This is a genomic window from Microcoleus sp. S13_C3, from assembly GCF_036700905.1.
Classification (GTDB): domain Bacteria; phylum Cyanobacteriota; class Cyanobacteriia; order Cyanobacteriales; family Microcoleaceae; genus Microcoleus.
This window is the reverse complement of the sequence record NZ_JAUBPT010000120.1, coordinates 1-23431: the sequence shown is the minus strand read 5'-3', so window position 1 is coordinate 23431 and position 23431 is coordinate 1. Positions and strand designations below refer to the sequence as shown.

8 protein-coding genes and 2 pseudogenes are annotated in these 23431 nt (G+C 49.1%); 7 read left to right on the top strand and 3 right to left on the bottom strand.

Annotated elements, in window-relative coordinates; all coding sequences use genetic code 11:
- Positions 1-425, top strand: a 425-nt coding sequence (locus QUA16_RS26320; protein WP_333107233.1) for an ISAs1 family transposase, incomplete at its 5' end; no start/stop codon positions are given.
- Between the two features lie 149 nt (positions 426-574).
- Positions 575-829 (top strand): ISAs1 family transposase, encoded by a 255-nt coding sequence (locus QUA16_RS26315; RefSeq protein ID WP_333107232.1) that lies wholly within the window; start codon positions 575-577, stop codon positions 827-829.
- Positions 830-1187: 358 nt separating this feature from the next.
- On the opposite strand, the pseudogene QUA16_RS26310 reads toward QUA16_RS26315, so the two are convergent.
- Positions 1188-1455: pseudogene (locus tag QUA16_RS26310) on the bottom strand (hypothetical protein); the annotation flags it as partial.
- 246 nt (positions 1456-1701) lie between these two features.
- Here QUA16_RS26310 and QUA16_RS26305 point away from each other — a divergent pair.
- The gene (locus QUA16_RS26305) at positions 1702-1971 is read left to right on the top strand and encodes a hypothetical protein (protein ID WP_333181454.1); all 270 of its coding nucleotides are present in this window, start codon (positions 1702-1704) and stop codon (positions 1969-1971) included.
- Between the two features lie 24 nt (positions 1972-1995).
- Here the strand turns inward: QUA16_RS26305 and QUA16_RS26300 are convergent, their stop codons facing one another.
- On the bottom strand, positions 1996-4314 hold the full coding sequence (locus QUA16_RS26300) for a DUF4231 domain-containing protein (protein WP_333107229.1): 2319 nt from the start codon (positions 4312-4314) through the stop codon (positions 1996-1998).
- Between the two features lie 247 nt (positions 4315-4561).
- Complete coding sequence (locus QUA16_RS26295; RefSeq protein ID WP_333107228.1) at positions 4562-6022, bottom strand: DUF4231 domain-containing protein; 1461 nt, start codon at positions 6020-6022, stop codon at positions 4562-4564.
- Positions 6023-7253: 1231 nt separating this feature from the next.
- Here QUA16_RS26295 and QUA16_RS26290 point away from each other — a divergent pair.
- From QUA16_RS26290 to QUA16_RS26275, 4 genes and pseudogenes are all read left to right on the top strand, one after another.
- Positions 7254-7834, top strand: a pseudogene (locus tag QUA16_RS26290) (transposase); the annotation flags it as partial.
- Between the two features lie 892 nt (positions 7835-8726).
- Entirely contained in the window at positions 8727-13394 is a 4668-nt protein-coding gene (locus QUA16_RS26285) for a TIR domain-containing protein (RefSeq protein WP_333107227.1), read from the top strand.
- 512 nt (positions 13395-13906) lie between these two features.
- The gene (locus QUA16_RS26280) at positions 13907-18598 is read left to right on the top strand and encodes a TIR domain-containing protein (protein ID WP_333107226.1); all 4692 of its coding nucleotides are present in this window, start codon (positions 13907-13909) and stop codon (positions 18596-18598) included.
- Between the two features lie 52 nt (positions 18599-18650).
- Positions 18651-23339 carry a TIR domain-containing protein gene (locus tag QUA16_RS26275; protein WP_333107225.1) on the top strand — a complete coding sequence of 1563 codons (4689 nt, stop codon included), beginning with the start codon at positions 18651-18653 and terminating at the stop codon, positions 23337-23339.
- Positions 23340-23431 lie beyond the last annotated feature (92 nt).

Sequence of the window (23431 nt, the reverse complement as noted above, 5' to 3'; positions counted from 1 at the left end):
TGGCAATAGAAGCCTATGGTAATGCCAAATATGAATGGTTAAAAAGCTTTCTAGAATTACCGAATGGCATACCATCTAATGACACATTTAGTCGGGTATTTGCCCTCATTGAACCACAACAGTTTCAAGAATGCTTTTTGAGTTGGGTAAATGCCATAGTCGGGGAATTAGAACTAAACGTGATTGCCATTGATGGCAAAACAATGAAACAATCTTATCACCGAAATGACCAGCCAAAAGCGCTACATATAGTTACCGCCTGGTCTTCATCTCATCAATTGGTTTTAGGACAAAAAAAAGTCGATAAAAAATCCAATGAACTGACAGCGATTCCGGAATTAATAGAAATGTTAAAAATTGCCGGAAGTGTAATAACTATAGATGCTCGCTTGCTGTCAAAAAAATATAACATCTCTGATTATTAAGAAAAAAGGAGATTATGTTTTAGCTTTAAAAGGGAATCAAAAACTGCTCTATCAAGCTGTGAAAGAGTGGTTTGAAGTAGCTAAAAAATCAGACTATTTAGGCAGAGACTACAGTCCGGCATGAGCAAGTAGAAGCTGGACATCATCGAGTGGAAAAAAGACAAGTTGGGACTGTTGATGTATCCGAGTTACCACCTATGCACAATCAAGAATTATGGACGGGATTAAAAACAGTTGTCATGATAGTTAGTGAACGAAGGCTGTGGAAGAAAACCACGACTGAAGCTCGTTTTTATTTGAGTAGTTTAAGCAGTAATGCTGAGATAATTGCTGGGGCTATCCTCCGTCATTGGGGCATTGAAAATAGCTTACACTGGACGCTGGATGTGACAGACATTTTGTGAAGATGAAAGCCGGATTCGGAAACAGAACTCTCCCGAAAATTTTGCACTTCTACGTCGCTTGGCTATAAATTTACTAAAACAAGAAAAAACTTCCAAACAACGTCTAAAAATGAAACGGTATCGAGCGGCAATGGACAATAATTATTTAGTGCAAATTTTAAACTCTGCCAGTTAATGCTCGAAATCTAACACCTATCTAAGAAGGAAAATTATCCGGCTTTAAGAAGTTTAGAAAATCTTAAGGTTCTGATTTAATTTGCTTAAATGTGGTTAAAGTTAATGATTTTTAAAAGTTTTTTTTAGTTATTTAGTAATGCACAAATTTAGGTGTTTGTCAAATTAATTTAGATGCGTTTACCCTGCATAAAAATCCTTCTCTATTTAATAATCTAGTTAATTCTGTTACTCCTGCTACATTTCGCCATAAAAGACTGGCGGATTGCTGCCATCATTAATGGTAGTGTCAGAATCCCATCTCTTAAATTTAGTTTGCGATAAAAAGTTTTTTGAGCCGCCATTGCTGGAATTAATAAATCTTCCAGGTGATTCGCAATCGCTTCATTTTCTATTTGGGGACTATTTTTTTTCTTTGCATGATCTCGGTTAATTCTTTTTTTGCGAATCATAACTGGTTCAACTATGGCTCAACTGCTTGACCCGTAAAGGTTTCATCCTATTTTACCTTTTGTGGTCTACCCCCTTGACAATTTGCACTTTTTCTTAACTTGTCACAAATGGGCTGTATGGGGCAGTATCGATCCCTACTGGAAAAAGTTTTTTTTGGGAGTTTTCCCATTTAGACAAAGTTTGTTTTGGAGCATATTTACAACTTTTGTCAATACAATATCCTGAGCAATTACACATCATTCAAGTTGATAACGCACGACTCTCATAAGTTGGACTCATCTGAATTACCAGACAATGTTATTTTACTATTTCAGCCTCCGGCAAGTCCTGAAGTAAATCCGACAGAAAGAGTGTGGGAATATCAGAAAGATTTTTTAGCTTGGTCAGTGTTTAGTAATCTTGACGAACTCCGCACAAAAGTCCAGGAAATTTTGGCATCTTTCACCGATCGTGTCATTGGTTTTCTTACCGGATGGTCGTGGATTTTACATTCTTTATCTCTATCACATCTTTAAAAAAATGGTATTACCGATCGCCAGTTAGGCACGCAGCACCGACTTCGCTTTTTGCAAATAGTCCCGGCGATCTTCGAGGCCGTTGTAACCCCCATTCACCCGGAGGGTGACTCCTTCGAGGTCATCTCGATCGGCATACTCGTTGAGGTGTCGGGTATCCCAGTACCAGCCTGCGACCCAAATGGCAAACGGAATCTGTCCGACGAGTTGGGGTTGAGCAATAAAATCCTGATTCATTGCCTTAGAAAAATCCGCATAGTTCGCTCTTCCGGTCAGTTGCATTAACCCCCGTCCCTTAAAGCGTACACCGTCGCCCGGTTGGGTGTTGCCCAAATCGTCCCGTCCCTCGTAGTCTTCACCAGAAGCATATTCTTCCATCGCATTGAAACAGTCCGACTCGTGAGCCACCTGAGCGATGAAATGGCAGATCCGCAGGGGCGTATTAATCTGATAGTAATTAAGAACGTCGTTGAGGCTGGAAGCCAGTTGGCGCAGGCGCTCGCTCGGTGCATTCGATCCGGCAATCTGAATCAGTTGCTCGCCCGTCATATATTGAGCGCTTGCCGTCGGACTCGCAGCCGTAGCCGTACCAGAGGCGAAGAGAGTTTGAGCCGTTTGGGCAGGTGCAGTTTGAGCATTTGCAGTTTGAGCGGGCGCGTTTTGAGCGGATGTACCCGGTGGGTTATTGCCGTAAAACAGCCGTCCCCAGCCGGTTTTCGGACCCTCTACCGTCCAGCGACGGCTCAATTCCTGGCGAGAATAGATCAATCCGCCACCCTCTTTAGAAGCGTAGCCGTCCAACAAGTTGCCATACGGATCGTTGATAATGTAATCGCCGTCTGCGTTGCGACCGATCGCCACAATCATATGCCCGCCACCTGTAGGCCCGGACTGCGGCCCGCGATGCAGAATACCAATGACAGCAGGCAGTCCACTGGCTAGGGATTTATCCAGATCGTCAAAATCGAGAGCGGTATTCCAGGTCGATTGAATTTTCAGTTCTGCCAGGGCCTGAGTTTGGGCGGTATGGTCGGTGGTATCGCCATACTTAATCACGTACTGGAAGTAGTCGTCATCCCCGGAAATGTTTGCACCCAGGAACTTAGCCACCATCGCACAACTGGAGGTATTACAAGTTCGGTCGGCTTGCTGGAGATTGTCTCGTTGGGAGAAAAAGGGAACGGGCAGTTGAATTGCCCCGTTGCTTGCCCCGTTGCTTGCCGCTGGGGCAGAGGGAGCCAGGGGAGCAGTGGGCGCGGGGGGAGGAGCGCTCATCATCGGGCTTGGGGCGGAGGCCGTTGCACCCATCATCGGTGCTGGAGCAGCAGAGGTCGCCATCATCGGGCTTGGAGTGGCGGCCGTTGCTGCCATCATCGGTGCTGGCGCAGCATGGGTCGCCATGAGATTGGCGGCACTAGACCCGGTATTGCCGACGATCGCGACATCCGGTGCGCTGACAAACCAGACGTTGCGGTTTTCAGGGCCGAGTCCGCGATCGATCGCCACTTGCAGGTGATTGTTCTCAGCTTGAGCATACGACATCAAGCCAAAGCTGTTGCCACCACCGACAAAAATCTTATAGTTATCGGGCAACAATGATGAATGTTGGGGACTGAGCTTGAATTCGGTATTCTGGCGAACTTGGAGAATGCCCGCAGCCCCAGGGGCAGGAAAGGCCGGAGCCGGATTCCCCCAAAGCTGTTGCTGTTGCTGTTGGGGGGGCCGGACGGGTTCGGGTCGATCGAACAGGGTTTTATCGGTGGCGACAGTGTTGGCTGTCTTAAGAATTTGCTTGATTTGCTCGTTTTCTTTGGCTTGCTGCTGCTGCAACGTCGCGATGTAGTTTTGTACGTCGTTCTTGATGATACTTTCGACCCGGGTGGCAAAGTTCGCATAACCGTCGATATGGTCGACCAGGTTGTCGTAGGAACCACTCAATTGCACATACTGCCAGCCTTCAGCCTTGAGGTCTTCTGCCATTTTGCGATAATCTCGCCAGCGATCGCCATAGCGATGAAACTCATCTAGCGCCGCACTGACGGCAACCACCTGACTTACGAAAAAGGGGACGTAAGGAAACCAATCCCGAAAGTATTCATTATCTTTAGACAGTTGCATATTAATCCCCACCAGAGCAGGCAGCACCACCCCGCTAATAATCGTCGTCAGACGCAATCGGTAGTGCATCCGGCGGCACTGATCTGCTTTTTTATCCGCCCACACTACCTGATCGATCCAGCGCTGTTTGAGCGACTGTTTGTAGAGGTTGGGGAGTTTCAACTGTTCGACTAAGCTTCCCAACTCTTCGCGCAGGTATTGTTCGTAGGTCTTTTTCTTAGCCATCGGGATGTCCTGTTAGAGGGTAGAGGGCTGGGATACATCTGAGGTTAGGCCAAATCCGCATCTGCGACCCATCTTTTAGGTTGATCGACAGGCTCCTCAGAAAATAATAGCTAGAGACGGACTGTCAAGAGCTTAATTTTTGGAGGAGGCATTCACTCCCGGATTTCGGATACTCAATCCAGTCAGCATGATTAACTCTCAACGTAGGCCCGCACGGTCGTGCGCCCCTACTTTCAACTTTCAACTTTTAAGTTTTCAGGCGGTAAATGGTACTCTTTCCACCATAGGAGCCGTCAAAATCCGTATCGCTTTCCCACACAAAGCAAGCTCTAGAAGATGAGTTGGAGAGGACTCGACTGCAACCATCGGTCAGTCCAATCCCAATGTGTGCTTCTCCATCCGCAACCACCAAATCGCCCGCTTTCGCCGATTCTCTCGGCACCAGTTGTCCTCGCCCTTGTTTGAGCGCCTCCAGGACTGCGGGAACGTAATTGGGATTGGCGCCCAGTGGGGTGAGGCTTGCATCCTGAATGACTTTGTTGACCGTCCACGCGCAGGCGTTGTTGCCGCCATCAGGGCCCTCGGCCGTAGACATTCCCCGCAGCTTGAGGGTGGAGGCGAGGATGCGAGCATTCAGGTCGGCGCTCGCGGTTTGCTGCACTGGAGCGCTAGCAGAGGGGGCTGCTGCAAACGCCGCAGGAGGCTGGGCAAAAGCCATTTGTGTCGGTGCCGGTGGAGGCGCAAACCCGGTAGGAGGCTGGGCAACAGTCGGCTGAGGCATTGGGGCACTCGGTGGGGGTGGGGGTGCAAAGGCGGCGGGAGGTTGGGCCCACGCGGTTTGCGGCATCGGGGTATTCTGAGGGGGGACTGGTGCGATCGAGGGTTGCCCTGGAGCGTTGAAAGCCGCAGGTTGCGCTGGGATTCCCATTGCTCCATAGCCATTGTTAGGCTGGTTGGCAGCCCCGTAAGACGGCTGTTGAGGGGCAGGAGTGGGTCTTGCAAACAAGGTTTTATCGGTGGAAACATTCTCGACGGTTTTCAGGATTTGCTTGATTTGCTCTTGCTCCTTAGCCTGTTTTTGCTGCAACGCCGTGATATAGTTTTGTACGTCATTCTTAATCAAGCTTTCGACTCGACCTGCAAACAGCGTATAGACATCTTGGTGGGTTGTAGATTCTTTGTTCTCGGTGCGAGGTTTGAGGGCTTTCCAGTCTTCTACGCTGACTTCGGACATCCGACTGCGCGACAGGGGAGGCGGAGTATCGTCTTCTTCGAGGGTTTTGTAGCGATAGGGGCCACTCAATTGCAGGTATTCCCAGCCTTCTGCTTTGAGCTCTTCGGCTAGTTGCCGGTACTCGCGCCAGCGATCGCCAAAGCGCATAAATTCTTCTGCTGCCGCACTGACTGCGATAATTTGGCTCAAGACAAACGGGACGTAAGGAAACCAAAAGCGAAAGTATTCATTATCTTTGCCCAGTTGAAAGTTAATTCCAACTACGGCAGGCAACAGTACACCACCGACGATCGCCGTCAGGCGCAAGCGATAGTGCCAGCGACGGCATTCTTCGGCTTTCTTATCCGCCCAAACGACTTGATCGAGCCAGCGACTTTTCAGCGACTGTTTGCAAAGATCTGGTAGCTCCAGTTGCTCGACCATATCCGTCATTTCTTGGCGCAGGTAGTCGTAATACGAGGTCTTTTTCGCCATGTGGACTTCTGTGTAGATGCACTATATTGTTTAGATTCGCATCGTGGCTGCTAAATCCGAGTTGTTCACCCCCTTTATCTCACGAGGCAGCAGTTCGATAGCGCAAGCGCTTGGTTAGTTCGACTGATGACCAACGACGGGAATCCTCTGAACTATCCCTTTTCTGTCACTCTCGGAAAACTGGCGTTGCTGAATACAGGTATGAATTCAAGATTTCTGCATTGCTATAAGCCCGCTTGAGGGTGAGTGTTGTAAGGCTCTGGTGAGTTTTAGATGATAGTAAACATAAAACTTCCCGTGGGAAAGGCCCGAAAGCCTGTGTGAGCCAGAGGCTCCCACTACCGTTTCCACCACCAATTGAGAACAGCCAATTTATTCGTCTACTATAGAGTTGTATAGAGTTGCTGACGACAATATTGATGCCCTATAGCTTCTTGGGTAGGTTTTATTGGACAAACACATCCTACCATAGATAGATGACAAAGCAATCATTATTTATCATCACGGCAAGTGTCAAGCAGTTGGAAAAGTAAACACTGTATGGGTTCACGGGGTGACAACCCCGTCAGATTTCGGATCTTCCCAAAAATCGGTGTAGCAGATGGCACACTGGCGGTAAACTGCCAGTAAGGATTGCTAAAGCCCCGGCTTTCCTGAGTTTTAGCCGGTAATAAAAATAAAACTTCCCGTGGGAAAATCCCGAAAGCCGGAGTGAGGCAGAGGCTGACACTACCGTTTTCACCAGAAATCCTGAAAAGCCTTTTGTAACATCAAGCGAAAAGTTGATTCATACCGTGAATCCGCAACGCCGGGAAACTTTTGTCATTTCTCAATTCTAGAGCTTTTGTATAGGAAGCGAGCGCAATATTTTTTGATGATAACAAATACAACAACCAAGTTTTTGTAATAGGATAGCTGGTATTGATTGACTGATAAAGCTTCTAGAGATTGCTCTGCGAGAGAGTGACAGAAGAGGGCTATGAAGTTTTGCTGGTTAAAGGCAGCCCAACTCTAGAGGGGGAACACTGTCGCATGGTGCATCACTCAATTCTAATTTCGACCCACAAATTTGTTGAATCTAGGACTTACGCATTGATAATATAACCAAGTAGTGCATTGATAAAGAGGGAACATCTACTAATGGGTATCGGACAGTCAGAAAAATAACTAAAACCTCGACACCGCCAGAAAAAAAATATTTTAGATAGTGAGAAAAATTAGAGAAGGGGAAGTGAAACAAAGAATAGTAACGGGAGATAGTTGGTATTCAGGAGGAGAAAACTTAAAGTTTATAATCAACCAGAAACAGGGTTTTATATTCGGGATTGAAAACAACAGAATTGTCATTGTCTCAAATGAGCAGCCCAAGTATTTCCAAGTAAGCATTTTTTTTAGAGATGACCGAGGAAGGAGTAGTCTCATCTAAAAGAATTTGAATTTATAAAGCTGTTGAGGAAAGACTTTAAAAAAGCAGACTCTAGACATTATATTTTATATCTGCTAGATCGGGAAAAGCTCAAAGAGATAACCAGAAGTGAATTTATCACAATTCACGAGGTTCATTGTGGCTTGGAAACCTTTCATATAGCGCTCAAACAAGTATGTGGAATTTGTCGTTTCATGGTGAGAGACACCCAAGCGATCGAGACTCACATATTTTGGTCACTTCCCCCCTTTATTAAATGAGAGTTAATGGGCTATAAAAAGATAATTAGCAATTGGTATGAAGCCGAAAGGAATCTATTCACTTTAGTTGTCCGTGAGCAGATTTGGGCGAGCCTTAGCCGTGATTTTATAGTCGAGAATACATAGAAAATGTGGCGTTGTGGATTCAGGGTATGAATCAAATTTTCGCTTGATGTTACAAAAGGCTTTTCAGGATTTCTGGTGAAAACGGTAGTGTCACCCTCTGCCTCACTCCGGCTTTCGGGCCTTTCCCACGGGAAGTTTTATTTTTATTATCCGCTAAAACTCACCAGAGCCGGGGCTTTAGCAATTTTTACTGGCAGTTTACCGCCAGTGTGCCATCTGCTACACCGATTTTTGGGAAGATCCGGAATTTGACGGGGTTGTCGCCCCGTGAAGCCATACAGTGTTTACTTTTCCCACTGATTGACGCTTGCCCGGATTCTAAATAATGATTGCTTTGTCATCTATCTATGGTATGGTGTGTTTGTGGATCGCACTTAATCAAAAAGCCATAGGGCATCAATATTCTCGTCAGCAACTCTCTAGTAGGCGAATAAATTGGCTGTTCTCAATTGGTGGTGGAAACGGTAGTGTGAGCGTCTCGCTCACACAGGCTTTCGGGCCTTTCCCACGGGAAGTTTTATTTTTACGATTACCTAAAACTCACCAGAGCCTTACAAAAATCACCCTCGCAGGGCTTAGAGCAATGCCGAAATCTTGAATTCATACCTGTATTCAGCAACGCGGACAATGGGTCTTGCTGAATAGAGTAGGAAATTTGTAGGCTCAATCCCCCCCTGGTTGCCTCACCGCTGACGGGGTAAGCACTTAGAATTACTCCTACAGGAAAAATCATACTTTGATTCAGCAGTGCCTGATTTTGTTCGAGTCCCATCCAATCCGATCGCGTGAGGTTGTGCGGTGTGGCTGTCTACCATTCGCGCTCTCTAAAATGTTTTAATTCCATGATGGAAATTTCCCGATTTCCTATTCCGCATCTACCTATCCCTTCCTCATGAAAACAATTTTTGACGCTTTTATCTCTTACGGACGAGCAGATAGTCTAGCTTTCGGCAGAAAGTTATATGATGGATTGAAAGAACAAGGGTTGAATATTTGGTTCGACCAAAACGATATTCCCCTGGGAGTTGATTTCCAAAATCAAATAGACGACGGCATCGAGAAAGCGAACAACTTTTTATTTATCATCGCACCACATTCGATCAACTCGCCTTATTGTGGCAAAGAAATCGAACTGGCGATTCGGCGCAACAAACGGATAATTCCCTTACTGCACGTCGAACAGATCGATCGAGACCTTTGGCAACAGCGAAAACCCCAGGGAACCGACGAGGAGTGGGAAGCCTACAAAGCCAAAGGATTGCATTCGAGTTTTAACAATATGCACCCGGCTATAGGCAAAATCAACTGGGTGTATTTTCGCGAGGGAATTGATGACTTCGATAAATCTTTAACCGGATTACTTGAATTATTAAACCGCCACGCCGAGTATGTAGAAAAGCATACGCAATTTTTAACCAAAGCCTTAGAGTGGGAACGGCAGCAAAAACAAAATCGATGGCTGTTAGTTGGCGACGAGAAAAAGCAAGCAGAATCTTGGTTAAAAATTCATTTTAACGAGCAGCAGCCGCCTTGCGTTCCGACGGATTTGCATTGCGAATACATTACTGAAAGCATCAAGAATGGCAATAACTTGATGACTCAGGTGTTTATCTCTTATTCCGAGCGGGATCGGGAAACAATGGAGAAAATTCGCAACAGTCTGAGGCGAGAAAGCTTGACAGTTTGGACGAATACAACCGATATTCAAACCGGAGAAGATTTTCAGAGTGCGATCGATCGGGGCATCGAACAAACCGATAATTTGGTCTATCTGCTCTCGCCCGACTCTGTAGAATCCGAGTACGTTCGGAAAGAAATAGAGTATGCCGTATTGCTCCAGAAGCGAATTATCCCTGTTTTAGTTCGATCAACGCCACCCGACTCGCTCCCTTTGGCATTGCAGGGCGTGCAGTATATCGACCTCACCGACAACGTAGAAGAAGACGATTACGTACTCGATGAAAGTCAATTGCTGAAGATTATACATCAGGATGAAGTTTACTATAACGAGCATAAAGTGTTCCTAACTCAAGCCTTGAAGTGGGAGCGACAACATAAGAATCCGAGTATTCTGCTGCGAGGTTATAACTTGCGAAGTGCAGAGGCGTGGTTGAAGGTAGGACAGAAACGGACGCAGCATCGCCCAACAGAATTAATTGAAGAATTCATTGCTGAAAGTTTGCGACAACCGCCCTTGGAGTCCCTCGATGTTTTTATTTCTTATTCTCGCGCCGATTCGGATTTAGCCAGAAAGCTCAATAACGAACTGCAACTACAGGGAAAAACGACCTGGTTCGACCAAGAAAGTATTGCATCGGGCTCGGATTTTGCGCGAGAGATAGAGCAGGGAATCCAATCGTCAGATAATTTCTTATTTATTCTTTCCCCGCAATCGGTAAATTCACCCTATTGCGGGATGGAAGTGGAGTATGCCGCCAAGTTGAACAAGCGGTTTGTGACGCTGCTGCATCGCTCGGTCAATTCAGCAGACTTGCATCCGGAGTTAGCCAAAGTCCAGTGGATAGATTTCAATCAAAACGAGGGGGATTTTAATGCCAATTTTAATCAATTGGTCAGAACCCTCGATACCGACAGAGAACACTTACAGAATCATACGAAATGGTCTCAGCGGGCGTTGGAGTGGCAGCAAAAAAATAAGACGAAAGATCTACTATTGCGCGGGAGTGAATTAGCCATTGCCGAAGCCTGGTTGAAAGACATTCAAACCCAAAAGAAACAGCCCGTCGCGACCGAGTTACAAAAGGCATATATAGCCGAAAGTAGCACAGAAAAACGCAAAAATAAGATGCTATTAAGGGGAGCGGTCGTGGGTGCGCTCTCGATCATGACACTTGCCACTATTGCCACAGCACTTGGGACAATAGAGGCGAAAAAGCAAACTGCAATTGCCAAGTTAGAGGAAAATGCTGGCCGCGTGCAGACTTTGCTTGATGCCGATCCCCTAGAGGCACTCATTCTGGCGATTAAAGCCACGGGTGAAAGCGAATCTGCATCGTCAGAGGTTGGCCCGGAGACGTTGGCCAAGGTGCAGTCTAGCTTGCGCGATGTCGCCGGAGATGCCAGAGAGCGCAATCTCCTGACAGCAAACGCACTGGGAGTCAACTCATTAGCGTTGAGTCCAGACGGCAAAACCCTCGCGAGTGCGGGTAAAGACGGGACGATTGGCCTGTGGAATACCTCTGGCTATCCCACCCATCAACAGCTCGACCCGTTGCCCAATGGGCTTAAAACCCCCCTCAATTCCGTGACCTGGAGCCCAGACGGCAAAACGCTCGTCAGTGGCGATGCAGACGGGACGATTCGCTTGTGGGACATCTCTGGTAAGCTCATCAAACGCTTCAAAGGGCATCAAGGCGATGTCTGGTCAATCCGATTTAGCCCCGATGGCAAAACGCTCGTCAGTAGCGGCGAGGACGGGATGATTCGTCTGTGGGACACGAATGGCAAGCCCGTCGGTAAACCATTCAAAGGGCATAAGGGTGGGATTCGCACTCTGGCATTGAGTCCCGATGGCAAAACCATCGTCAGTGGCGGCAAGGACAAAACGGTTCGTTTGTGGACTCGTCAGGGTCAACCCATTGGTCAACCTTGGACGGGGCATGAGGATGAGGTCGCCTCAGTGGCGTTTAGCCCCAATGGCAAAACCATTGCCAGTGGCAGCAATGACGGGCTGATTCGTTTGTGGAACACATCGGGCAAACTCATCACTCAACCCTTCAAAGGGCAGGAGGGTGCGCCGATTGGGTCAGTCGTATTTAGTCCCACGGGTAGAGCCATCGTCAGTGGGGGCTCGGATGGAACCATTTCTGTTTGGAATCTTCGGGGAAATCCTCTCCTGGGTCATCCCCTCATCGGGCACGTGGGTGCAGTCTCGTCCTTGGCATTGAGCCCTGATGCCAAAACCATTTTCAGTAGCGACGATAAGGGGATGATTCGTCTGTGGGATAGTCGCGGCTACCTCATCGGTCAACCCTTCACCGGACACGACTATGGAGTCTACTCAGCCGCATTTAGCCCCGATGGCAAAACCATTGTCAGTGGTAGCGCGGACAAGACGCTCCGCCTGTGGGACACGAATGGCAATCCCATCGGTCAGCCTTTTAAAGGACATCAAGGTACGGTCTTTTCAGTGGCATGGAGTCCAGACGGCAAAACCATTGTCAGTGGTAGCGCGGACAAGACGCTCCGCCTATGGGATACGAATGGCAATCCTATCGGTCAACCCTTTAAAGGACATCAAGGCCCGGTCGGGGCAGTGGCATGGAGCCCCGATGGTAAAACCATTGTCAGTGGTAGCGATGACAAGACGCTCCGTCTGTGGGATCGCTCTGGCAATCCCATCGGTCAACCCTTTGAGGGACATACAAATTGGGTCATGTCCGTGGCCTGGAGCCCCGACGGCAAAACGATCATCAGCGGTGGCTCTGGCGGGAAACCTCGCCTGTGGGATACTTCAGGCAATCCCATCGGTCAACCCTTCAAAGGGCATAAGGATGCGGTCTACTCGGCGGCCTGGAGCCCGGATGGCAAAACCATTGCCAGTGGTAGTCGCGACAATACAATTCGCCTGTGGGATACTTTAGGCAATCCCATCGGTCAACCCTTCAAAGGACACACCAATTCAATCTACTCGGTGAAATTTAGCCCGGATGGTAAAACCATTGCCAGTGGTAGTTACGATAAGACCATTCGCTTGTGGGACACCTCCGGTCAACGCATCGGTCAGTTTCTCAAGGGACATGCAGGTTCAGTCACTTCAGTTGCGTTTAGCCCGGACGGTAAAACCATTATCAGCGGCAGTACCGATCGCACCCTTCGTCTCTGGCGCGTTGGCACTTGGCAAGATTGGCTGAAGATGGCGTGCAACCGAGTAATTTTACATCCCGTTTTACTCGCGCCGGAAACGCTGTTTGGGCGGGATGCGGAAATGCTCTCCGTGGCGAAAGAGGCGGGGAAAACCTGTCAAAAGCTGGCCTGGAACCATGAGGAAAACGCCCAGTTTTTACTCAATCGAGGTCGAGCCAGCGCGGAGCAAGGCGATGTGGGCCTAGCCATCGCGACGTTCCAACAGGCCCATAAATTATCACCCAGCATTGAGGTGCCACCAGAGGACAAGGTTAAACAGTGGGCTGCGGGCGGTTCGATCGCCCAAGGGGAAAACCTAGTCCAAGAGGGTAAAGTTCAGGAAGCACTGGATGCCTTCTTGAAAGCAAAGCAGTTCGACGCAACCTGGAATATCTCTCCAAAGTCTTGGAATACGCTGTGTTGGTACGGTGCGCTGCACCAAGGGGCAAAGACGGTGATCTCGGCGTGCGATAGGGCGGTGGCACTTGCACCGGGCAACGGCGACTTTCGAGATAGTCGTGGGCTGGCCCGGGCGCGGATGGGGGATACGGCAGGGGCGATCGCAGATTTTCAAGCGTTTATCAAGGTCACGGATTGGCCAGAGGGCAAAAAACAGCGGCAAGGCTGGATTGATCAGCTGAAAAAGGGTGAGAATCCGTTTACGGAGAAGGAGCTCGCTAATTTGTTGGAATGAGGAGATGGGGAACAGTTATCAGTTATCAGTCAACAGTGAATTGAATGGTTGTTAGAGCTTGAGTAAATAGCCAAATACTTTTCTAAAATTCCTCGTTGTTGACCACGATCGGGTTTGCTGTTGACTGTTGACTGTTGGATGAAGTCAAAAAAGTTCTCACTAACCACGTCAAGAAGCAACCTGAATTCCCTGGGATGAACCTGTTGTCTAGCCTTGTCTACCAAAACGCTTTAATTGACTTGAAAGATGCCTTACAAAACTCACCATACCAGCAGGGCTGTTTCATTCTCACCAAAAACGAGGTTTTTGTAGGGGTAGTGCTACCCCTACTCCCCGTGCCTACCCCCGCCACCAATGATTTAATGGGGGTTTCAGGCCAAAAGGGCCGGCACTCTTGGCGCGGCCCCTACCAAGAATGAAACAGCCCTGACCATAACAGGACTTAGAGCAATGCCGAAATCTTGAATTCATACCTGTATTCATCAACGCCCCCATTTACCTATCTCTTCCTCATGAAAACAAATTTTGACGCTTTTATCTCTTACGGACGAGCAGATAGTCTAGCTTTCGGCAGAAAGTTATACGAGAGCCTGCGAGAACAAGGGTTGAATATTTGGTTCGACCAAAACGATATTCCCCTGGGAGTCGATTTCCAAAATCAAATAGACGACGGCATCGAAAAAGCGAACAACTTCTTATTTATCATCGCACCGCATTCGATCAACTCGCCTTATTGTGGCAAAGAAATCGAACTGGCAATTCGGCGCAACAAACGGATAATTCCCTTACTGCACGTCGAACAGATCGATCGACAAATTTGGCAGCAGAGAAAACCCCAGGGAACCGACGAGGAGTGGGAAGCCTACAAAGCCAAAGGATTGCATTCGAGTTTTAACAATATGCACCCGGCTATAGGCAAAATCAACTGGGTGTATTTTCGAGAGGGAATTGATGACTTCGATAAATCTTTAACCGGATTACTTGAATTACTAAACCGCCACGGCGATTATGTAGAAAAGCATACGCAATTTTTAACCAAAGCCTTAGAATGGGAGCGGCAGCAAAAACAAAATCGATGGCTGTTAGTGGGCGACGAGAAAAAGCAAGCCGAAGCTTGGTTAAAAATTCATTTTAACTCAGAGCAGCCGCCTTGTCTTCCGACGGACTTGCATTGCGAATACATTACTGAAAGCATCAAGAATGGCAATAACTTGATGACTCAGGTGTTTATCTCTTATTCCGAGCGGGATCGGGAAACAATGGAGAAAATTCGCAACAGTCTGAGGCGAGAAAGCTTGACAGTTTGGACGAATACAACCGATATTCAAACCGGGGAAGATTTTCAGAGTGCGATCGATCGGGGCATCGAACAAACCGATAATTTGGTCTGTCTACTCTCGCCGGACTCTGTACAATCAGAGTACGTTCGGAAAGAAATAGACTATGCCCTATCGCTGCAGAAGCGAATTATCCCCGTTTTAGTTCGATCAACGCCACCCGAGTCGATACCTTTAGCATTGCAGGGCGTGCAGTATATCGACCTCACCGACAACGTAGAAGAAGACGATTACTTACTCGATGAAAGTCAATTGCTGAAGATTATACATCAGGATGAAGTTTATTATAACGAGCATAAAGTGTTGCTAACTCAAGCCTTGAAGTGGGAGCGACAACATAAGAATCCGAGTATTCTGCTGCGAGGTTATAACTTGCGAAGTGCAGAGGCGTGGTTGAAGGTAGGGCAGAAACGATCGCAGTATCGCCCAACAGCATTAATAGAAGAATTCATTGCGGAAAGTTTGCGGCAACCGCCCTTGGAGTCCCTCGATGTTTTTATTTCTTATTCTCGCGCCGATTCGGATTTAGCCAGAAAGCTCAATAACGAACTACAACTACAGGGAAAAACGACCTGGTTCGACCAAGAAAGTATTGCCTCGGGCTCGGATTTTGCGCGAGAGATAGAGCAGGGAATCCAATCGTCGGATAATTTCTTATTTATTCTGTCCCCGCAAGCGGTAAATTCACCCTATTGCGCGATGGAAGTGGAGCATGCCGCCAAGTTGAACAAGCGGTTTGTGACGCTGCTGCATCGCGAGGTCAATTCAGCCGACTTGCATCCGGAGTTAGCCAAAGTTCAGTGGATAGATTTCAATCAAAACCATGGCGATTTCAATGCCAATTTTAATCAATTGGTCAGAACCCTGGATACAGACAGAGAACACTTACAGAATCATACGAAATGGTCTCAGCGGGCCTTGGAGTGGCAGCAAAAAAATCAGACGAAAGATTTACTATTGCGCGGGAGTGAATTGACGATCGCCGAAGCCTGGTTGCAAGACATTCAAACCCAAAAGAAACAGCCCGTCGCGACGGAGTTACAAAAGGCATATATAGCCGAAAGTAGCACAGAAAAACGCAAAAATAAGATGCTATTAAGGGGAGCGGTGGTGGGTGCGCTCTCGCTCATGACACTTGCCACTATCGCCACAACACTTAAGACAATAGAGGCGCAAAAGAAAACTACAGAAGCGGAAGAGCTAAGGAAGATAGCCGAGTTAAAGGAAAATGCTGGCCGCGTGCAGACTTTGCTCGATGTCGATCCCCTAGAGGCACTCATTCGGGCGATTAAAACTACAGGTGAAACCGAAGCTGCATCGCCCGAGGTTCGCCAGAAGACGTTTTCCCAGGTGCAGTATAGCTTGCGCGATGCCGCCGGAGATGCCAGAGAGCGCAATCTCCTGACAGCAAGCACACAGGCAGTCGCCTCATTAGCGTTGAGTCCAGACGGCAAAATCCTCGCGAGTGCGGGTGATGACGGGATGATTCGCCTGTGGGATACGGACGGCTATCCCATCGGTCAACCGATGGATCCGTTACCCAATGGGGTTACACCCGCCCTCCATTCCGTGGCCTGGAGCCCAGACGGCAAAAAGATCGTCAGTGGCGATGCAGAGGGGACGATTCGCTTGTGGAACATCTCTGGTAAGCTCATCAACCAAGGCTTCAAAGGGCATCAAGGCCGTGTCTCGTCAATCCGATTTAGCCCCGATGGCAAAACGCTCGTCAGTAGCGGCGCGGACGGGACAATTCGCCTGTGGGACACGGATGGCAATCCCGTCGGTAAACCCTTCCAAGGGCATAAGGGTGGGATTAACTCGATCGCATTAAGTCCCGATGGCAAAACCATCGTCAGTGGTGGAGATGACAAGACAGTTCGTTTGTGGACTCGTCAGGGTCAACTCATTGGTCAACCTTGGACGGGGCATCAGGAGGAGGTCTCTTCAGTGGCCTGGAGCGCCGATGGTAAAACCATTGCCAGTGGTGGGGGAGACGGGTGGATTCGTTTGTGGAACACCTCGGGGAAACCCATCGCTCAACCCTTCAAAGGGCATGAGGGTGCGCCGATTCGGTCAGTCGAATTTAGTTTCAATGGTAGGGTCATCGTTAGTGGGGGGTGGGATGGAACCATTTCTCTTTGGGATCTGGGGGGGAATCCTCTCCTGGGTCATCCCCTCATCGGGCACGTGGGTGCAGTCACGTCCGTGGCATTGAGTCCCGATGGCAAAACCATTTTCAGTAGCGACGATAAGGGGACGATTCGTCTGTGGGATAGAGACGGCTACCTGATCGGTCAACCCTTCACCGGGCACGAAAAAAGAGTATACTCAGCGGCCTGGAGCCCCGATGGCAAAACCATTGTCACTGGTAGCAAGGACAATACAATTCGCCTGTGGAAAACGGACGGCAATCCCATCGGTCAGCCCTTTAAAGGACATACAGATACGGTCTCTTCAGTGGCATGGAGTCCTGACGGCAAAACCATTGTCAGTGGTAGCTATGACAAGACGCTCCGCCTGTGGGATCGCTTGGGCAATCCCATCGGTCAACCCTTTAAAGGACATACAGATGCGGTCGATGCAGTGGCCTGGAGCCCCGATGGTAAAACCATTGTCAGCGGTAGCGATGACAATACAATTCGCCTGTGGGATACTTCAGGTAAGCAGATCGGTCAACCCTTTGAGGGACACACAAAGTGGGTCATGTCCGTGGCCTGGAGCCCGGACGGCAAAACAATCGTCAGCGGTGACTATGGCGGGAAAATTCGCCTGTGGGATACTTCAGGCAATCCCATCGGTCAACCCTTCCAAGGGCATAAGGATGGGGTCTATTCAGTGGCCTGGAGCCCGGATGGCAAAACCATTGCCAGCGGCAGTCGGGACAATACAATTCGCCTGTGGGATACTTTAGGCAATCCCATCGGTAAACCCTTTCAAGGACACGCCAATTCAATCTTCTCCGTGAAATTTAGCCCGGATGGCAAAACCATTGCCAGCGGTAGTTACGATAATACGATTGGCTTGTGGGACATGAACGGTGAACCCATCGGTCAACGCCTGAAGGGACATACGAAGCCAGTCAGTTCACTTGCGTTTAGCCCGGACGGTAAAACCATTATCAGCGGCAGTCACGATCGCACCCTTCGCCTCTGGCGCGTTGGCACTTGGCAAGATTGGCTGAAGATGGGGTGCAACCGAATAATTTTACATCCCGTTTTAGTCGCGCCCGAAACGCAGCTTGGTAAGGATACGGAAATGCTCTCCGTGGCGAAGGAGGCGGGGGAAACCTGTCAAAAGCTGGCCTGGAACAATGAGGAAAACGCCCAGTTTTTAGTCAATCGAGGTCGAGCGAGCGCGCGGCAAGGCGATTTGGGCCTAGCCATCGCGACGTTCCAACAGGCCCAGAAATTATCGCCCAGCATTAAGGTGCCAGCAGAGGACAGGGTTAAACAGTGGGCTGCGGGCGGTTTGATTGAAAAAGGGGAGAACCTAGTCCAAGAGGGTAAAGTTCAGGAAGCGCTGGATGCCTTCTGGAGAGCAAAGCAGTTCGACGCAACCTGGAAGATATCTCAAGACTCTTGGAATACGCTGTGTCGGTACGGTGCGCTGCACGGAGGGGCAAAGACCGTGCTCTCGGCGTGCGATACGGCGGTGGCAGTTGCACCGAGCAATGTCGAGGTTCGAGATAGTCGTGGGGTGGCCCGGGCGCTGACGGGGGATACGGCAGGGGCGATCGCAGATTTTCAAGCGTTTATCCAGGCCACGGATTCGCCCGATCGCAAAAAACAGCGGCAAGGCTGGATTGATGCCCTGAAAAAGGGTGAGAATCCGTTTACGGAGAAGGAGATATATAAGTTGTTGGAATGAGTTCAGGGGGAACAGTTATCAGTCATCAGTTATCAGTTATCACTCATCGACTATGAAAACAAATTTTGACGCTTTTATCTCTTACGGACGAGCAGATAGTCTAGCTTTCGGCAGAAAGTTATACGAGAGCCTGCGAGAACAAGGGTTGAATATTTGGTTCGACCAAAACGATATTCCCCTGGGAGTCGATTTCCAAAATCAAATTGACGACGGCATCGAGAAAGCGAACAACTTCTTATTTATCATCGCACCACATTCGATCAACTCGCCTTATTGCGGCAAGGAAATCGAACTGGCGATTCGACGCAATAAACGGATAATTCCCTTACTGCACGTCGAACAGATCGATCGAGAGATTTGGCAGCAGAGAAAACCCCAGGGAACCGACGAGGAGTGGGAAGCCTACAAAGCCAAAGGATTGCATTCAAGTTTTAACAATATGCACCCGGCTATAGGCAAAATCAACTGGGTGTATTTTCGAGAGGGAATTGATGACTTCGATAAATCTTTAACCGGATTACTTGAATTACTAAACCGCCACGGCGATTATGTAGAAAAGCATACGCAATTTTTAACCAAAGCCTTAGAATGGGAGCGGCAGCAAAAACAAAATCGATGGTTGTTAATTGGCGACGAGAAAAAGCAAGCAGAATCTTGGTTGAAAATCCGGTTTAAAGATGAACAACCGCCTTGTTTTCCCGCCGATTTGCATTGCGAATACATTACTGAAAGCATCAAGAATGGCAATAACTTGATGACTCAGGTGTTTATCTCTTATTCCGAGCGGGATCGGGAAACAATGGAGAAAATTCGCAACAGTCTGAGGCGAGAAAGCTTGACAGTTTGGACGAATACAACCGATATTCAAACCGGAGAAGATTTTCAGAGTGCGATCGATCGGGGCATCGAACAAACCGATAATTTGGTCTATCTGCTCTCGCCCGACTCTGTAGAATCCGAGTACGTTCGGAAAGAATTAGAGTATGCCGTATCGCTCCAGAAACGAATTATCCCCGTTCTCGTGCGGGAAACGTCAGTAGACTCGCTCCCTTTGGCGTTACAGGGCGTGCAGTATATCGACCTCACCGACAACGTAAAAGAAGACGATTACTTGCTCGATGAAAGTCAATTGCTGAAGATTATACATCAGGATGAAGTTTATTATAACGAGCATAAAGTGTTCCTAACTCAAGCCTTGAAGTGGGAGCGACAGCATAAGAATCCGAGTATTCTGCTGCGAGGTTATAACTTGCGAAGTGCAGAGGCGTGGTTGAAGGTAGGACAGAAACGGACGCAGTATCGCCCAACAGCATTAATTGAAGAATTCATTTCTGAAAGTTTGCGGCAACCGCCCTTGGAGTCCCTCGATGTTTTTATTTCTTATTCTCGCGCCGATTCGGATTTAGCCAGAAAGCTCAATAACGAACTACAACTACAGGGAAAAACGACCTGGTTCGACCAAGAAAGTATTGCCTCGGGTTCGGATTTTGCGCGAGAGATAGAGCAGGGCATCCAATCGTCGGATAATTTCTTATTTATTCTGTCCCCGCAAGCGGTAAATTCACCCTATTGCGGGATGGAAGTGGAGTATGCAGCCAAGTTGAACAAGCGGTTTGTGACGCTGCTGCATCGCGAGGTCAATTCAGCCGAGTTGCATCCGGAGTTAGCCAAAGTCCAGTGGATAGATTTCAATCAAAACGAGGGGGATTTCAATGCCAATTTTAATCGATTGGTCAGAACCCTCGATACAGACAGAGAACACTTACAGAATCATACGAAATGGTCTCAGCGGGCCTGGGAGTGGCAGCAAAAAAATCAGACGAAAGATCTACTATTGCGCGGGAGTGAGTTGGCGATCGCCGAAGTGTGGTTGAAAGACATTCAATCACAAAAGAAACAGCCGGTCGCGACGGAGTTACAAAAGGCATATATAGCCAAAAGTAGCGCCGAAAAACGCAAAAGTAAGATGCTATTAACGGGAGCGGCTGTGGGTGCGATCGGGATTATGACGCTTGCCACTATTGTTACCACAAAGCTGTGGCTAGACGCACAAGAGCAAACGAAGATTGCCGAAGAGCAAACCAAAATTGCCAGGTTAGACGAGAATGCGGCCCGCGTCCAATCGCTGCTCGATGCCGATCCCCTAGAGGCACTCATTCTGGCGATTAAAGCCACAGGTGAAAGCGAATCTGCATCGCCAGACGTTCGTCGGAAGACGTTTTCCCAGGTGCAGTCTAGCTTGCGCGATGCCGCTGGAGATGCCAGAGAGCGCAATCTCCTTACGGGACAAGCCGGTGGAGTCAACTCATTAGCGTTGAGTCCAGACGGCAAAATCCTCGCGAGTGCGGGTAAAGACGGGACGATTCGCCTGTGGGATACCTCTGGCTATCCCATCGGTCAACAGATCGACCCGTTGCCCAATGGGCTTAAAACCGCCCTCAATTCTGTGGCCTGGAGCCCCGACGGCAAAACGCTCGTCAGTGGCGATGCAGACGGGACGATTCGCTTATGGGACATCTCTGGTAAGCTCATCAAACGCTTCAAAGGGCATCAAGGCGATGTCTGGTCAATCCGATTTAGCCCCGATGGCAAAACGCTCGTCAGTAGCGGCGAGGACGGGATGATTCGCCTGTGGGACACGAATGGCAAGCCCGTCGGTAAACCATTCAAAGGGCATAAGGGTGGGATTCGCACTCTGGCATTAAGTCCCGATGGCAAAACCATCGTCAGTGGCGGCAAGGACAAAACGGTTCGTTTGTGGACTCGTCAGGGTCAACCCATTGGTCAACCTTGGACGGGGCATGAGGATGAGGTCGCGTCAGTGGCCTGGAGCCCCAATGGCAAAACCATTGCCAGTGGCAGCAATGACGGGCTGATTCGTTTGTGGAACACATCGGGCAAACTCATCACTCAACCCTTCAAAGGGCATGAGGGTGCGTGGATTCAGTCACTCGCATTTAGTCCCAAGGGTAGCGTCATCGTCAGTGGGGGGTTCGATGGAACCATTTCTCTTTGGGATCTGGGGGGGAATCCTCTCCTGGGTCATCCCCTCATCGGGCACGTGGGTGCAGTCTCGTCCGTGGTATTGAGTCCTGATGGCAAAACCATTTTCAGTAGCGACGATAAGGGGACGATTCGTCTGTCGGATACGGACGGCTACCTCCTCGGTCAACCCTTCACCGGGCAAGGCAAAGGAGTATCCTCAGCGGCAGTTAGCCCCGATGGCAAAACCATTGTCAGTGGTAGCTGGGACAATACGCTCCGCCTGTGGGACACGAATGGCAAGCCCATCGGTCAGCCCTTTAAAGGACATACAGATAAGGTCCGGGCAGTGGCATGGAGTCCAGACGGCAAAACCATTGTCAGTGGTAGCGAGGACAAGACAATTCGCCTGTGGGATCGCTCTGGCAATCCCATCGGTCAACCCTTTAAAGGACATACAGAGGCGCTCCGGGCAGTGGCCTGGAGTCCCGATGGTAAAACCATTGTCAGTTGTGGCATTGACGGGACCCTCCGCCTGTGGGATCGCTCTGGCAATCCCATTGGTCAACCCTTTGAGGGACATCAAGATGCGGTCCAGTCCGTGGCCTGGAGCCCCGACGGCAAAACAATCGTCAGCGGTGGCTATGACAATACAATTCGCCTGTGGGATACTTCAGGCAATCCCATCGGTCAACCCTTCAAAGGGCATAAGGATGATGTCTACTCGGCGGTATTTAGCCCGGATGGCAAAACCATTGCCAGTGGCAGTGGGGACAATACAATTCGCCTGTGGGATCGCTCTGGCAAAACCCTCGGTAAACCCTTTAAAGGACACGCCAATTCAATCTACTCGGTGAAATTTAGCCCGGATGGCAAAACCATTGCCAGCGGTAGTTCCGATCATACAATTCGCCTGTGGGACACCTCCGGTCAACCCATCGGTCAGCCCCTCAAGGGACATACGAAGGAAGTCAAGTCAGTTGCGTTTAGCCCGGACGGTAAAACCATTATCAGCGCCAGTTACGATCGCACGCTTCGTCTCTGGCGCCTTGGCACTTGGCAAGATTGGCTGAAGATGGCGTGCAACCGAGTAATTTTACATCCCGTTTTACTCGCCCCGGAAACGCAGTTTGGTGGGGATGCGGAAATGATCTCCGTGGCGAAAGAGGCGGGGAAAACCTGTCAAAAGCTAGCCTGGAACGATGCGGAAAACGCCCAGTTTTTAGTCAATCGAGGTCGAGCCAGCGCGGAGCAAGGCGATGTGGGCCTAGCCATCGCGACGTTCCAACAGGCCCATAAATTATCACCCAGCATTGAGGTGCCACCAGAGGACAAGGTTAAACAGTGGGCTGCGGGCGGTTCGATCGCCCAAGGGGAAAACCTAGTCCAAGAGGGTAAAGTTCAGGAAGCACTGGATGCCTTCTTGAAAGCAAAGCAGTTCGACGCAACCTGGAATATCTCTCCAAAGTCTTGGAATACGCTGTGTTGGTACGGTGCGCTGCACCAAGGGGCAAAGACCGTGATCTCGGCGTGCGATAGGGCGGTGGCACTTGCACCGGGCAATGGCGACTTTCGAGATAGTCGTGGGGTGGCCCGGGCGCGGATGGGGGATAAGGCAGGGGCGATCGCAGATTTTCAAGCGTTTATCAAGAGCACGGATTGGGCTGAGGGCAAAAAACAGCGGCAAGGCTGGATTGATCAGCTGGAAAAGGATGAGAATCCGTTTACGGAGAAGGAGATCGCTAAGCTGTTGGGATGAGGAAATGAGTAACAGTTAAGTAGGTAGGCGTAAAAAAACCAAATCATGTTAAGATAAGTAAACACTCAAGATTTGATTTACAAAATCAACAA

Excerpts from the sequence above, each read along its gene's own strand:
- QUA16_RS26285 (WP_333107227.1), top strand. The coding sequence starts at position 8,727 with ATGAAAACAATTTTTGACGCTTTTATCTCTTACGGACGAGCAGATAGT.
- QUA16_RS26295 (WP_333107228.1), bottom strand. The coding sequence starts at position 6,022 with ATGGCGAAAAAGACCTCGTATTACGACTACCTGCGCCAAGAAATGACG.
- QUA16_RS26300 (WP_333107229.1), bottom strand. The coding sequence starts at position 4,314 with ATGGCTAAGAAAAAGACCTACGAACAATACCTGCGCGAAGAGTTGGGA.
- QUA16_RS26275 (WP_333107225.1), top strand. The coding sequence starts at position 18,651 with ATGAAAACAAATTTTGACGCTTTTATCTCTTACGGACGAGCAGATAGT.
- QUA16_RS26280 (WP_333107226.1), top strand. The coding sequence starts at position 13,907 with ATGAAAACAAATTTTGACGCTTTTATCTCTTACGGACGAGCAGATAGT.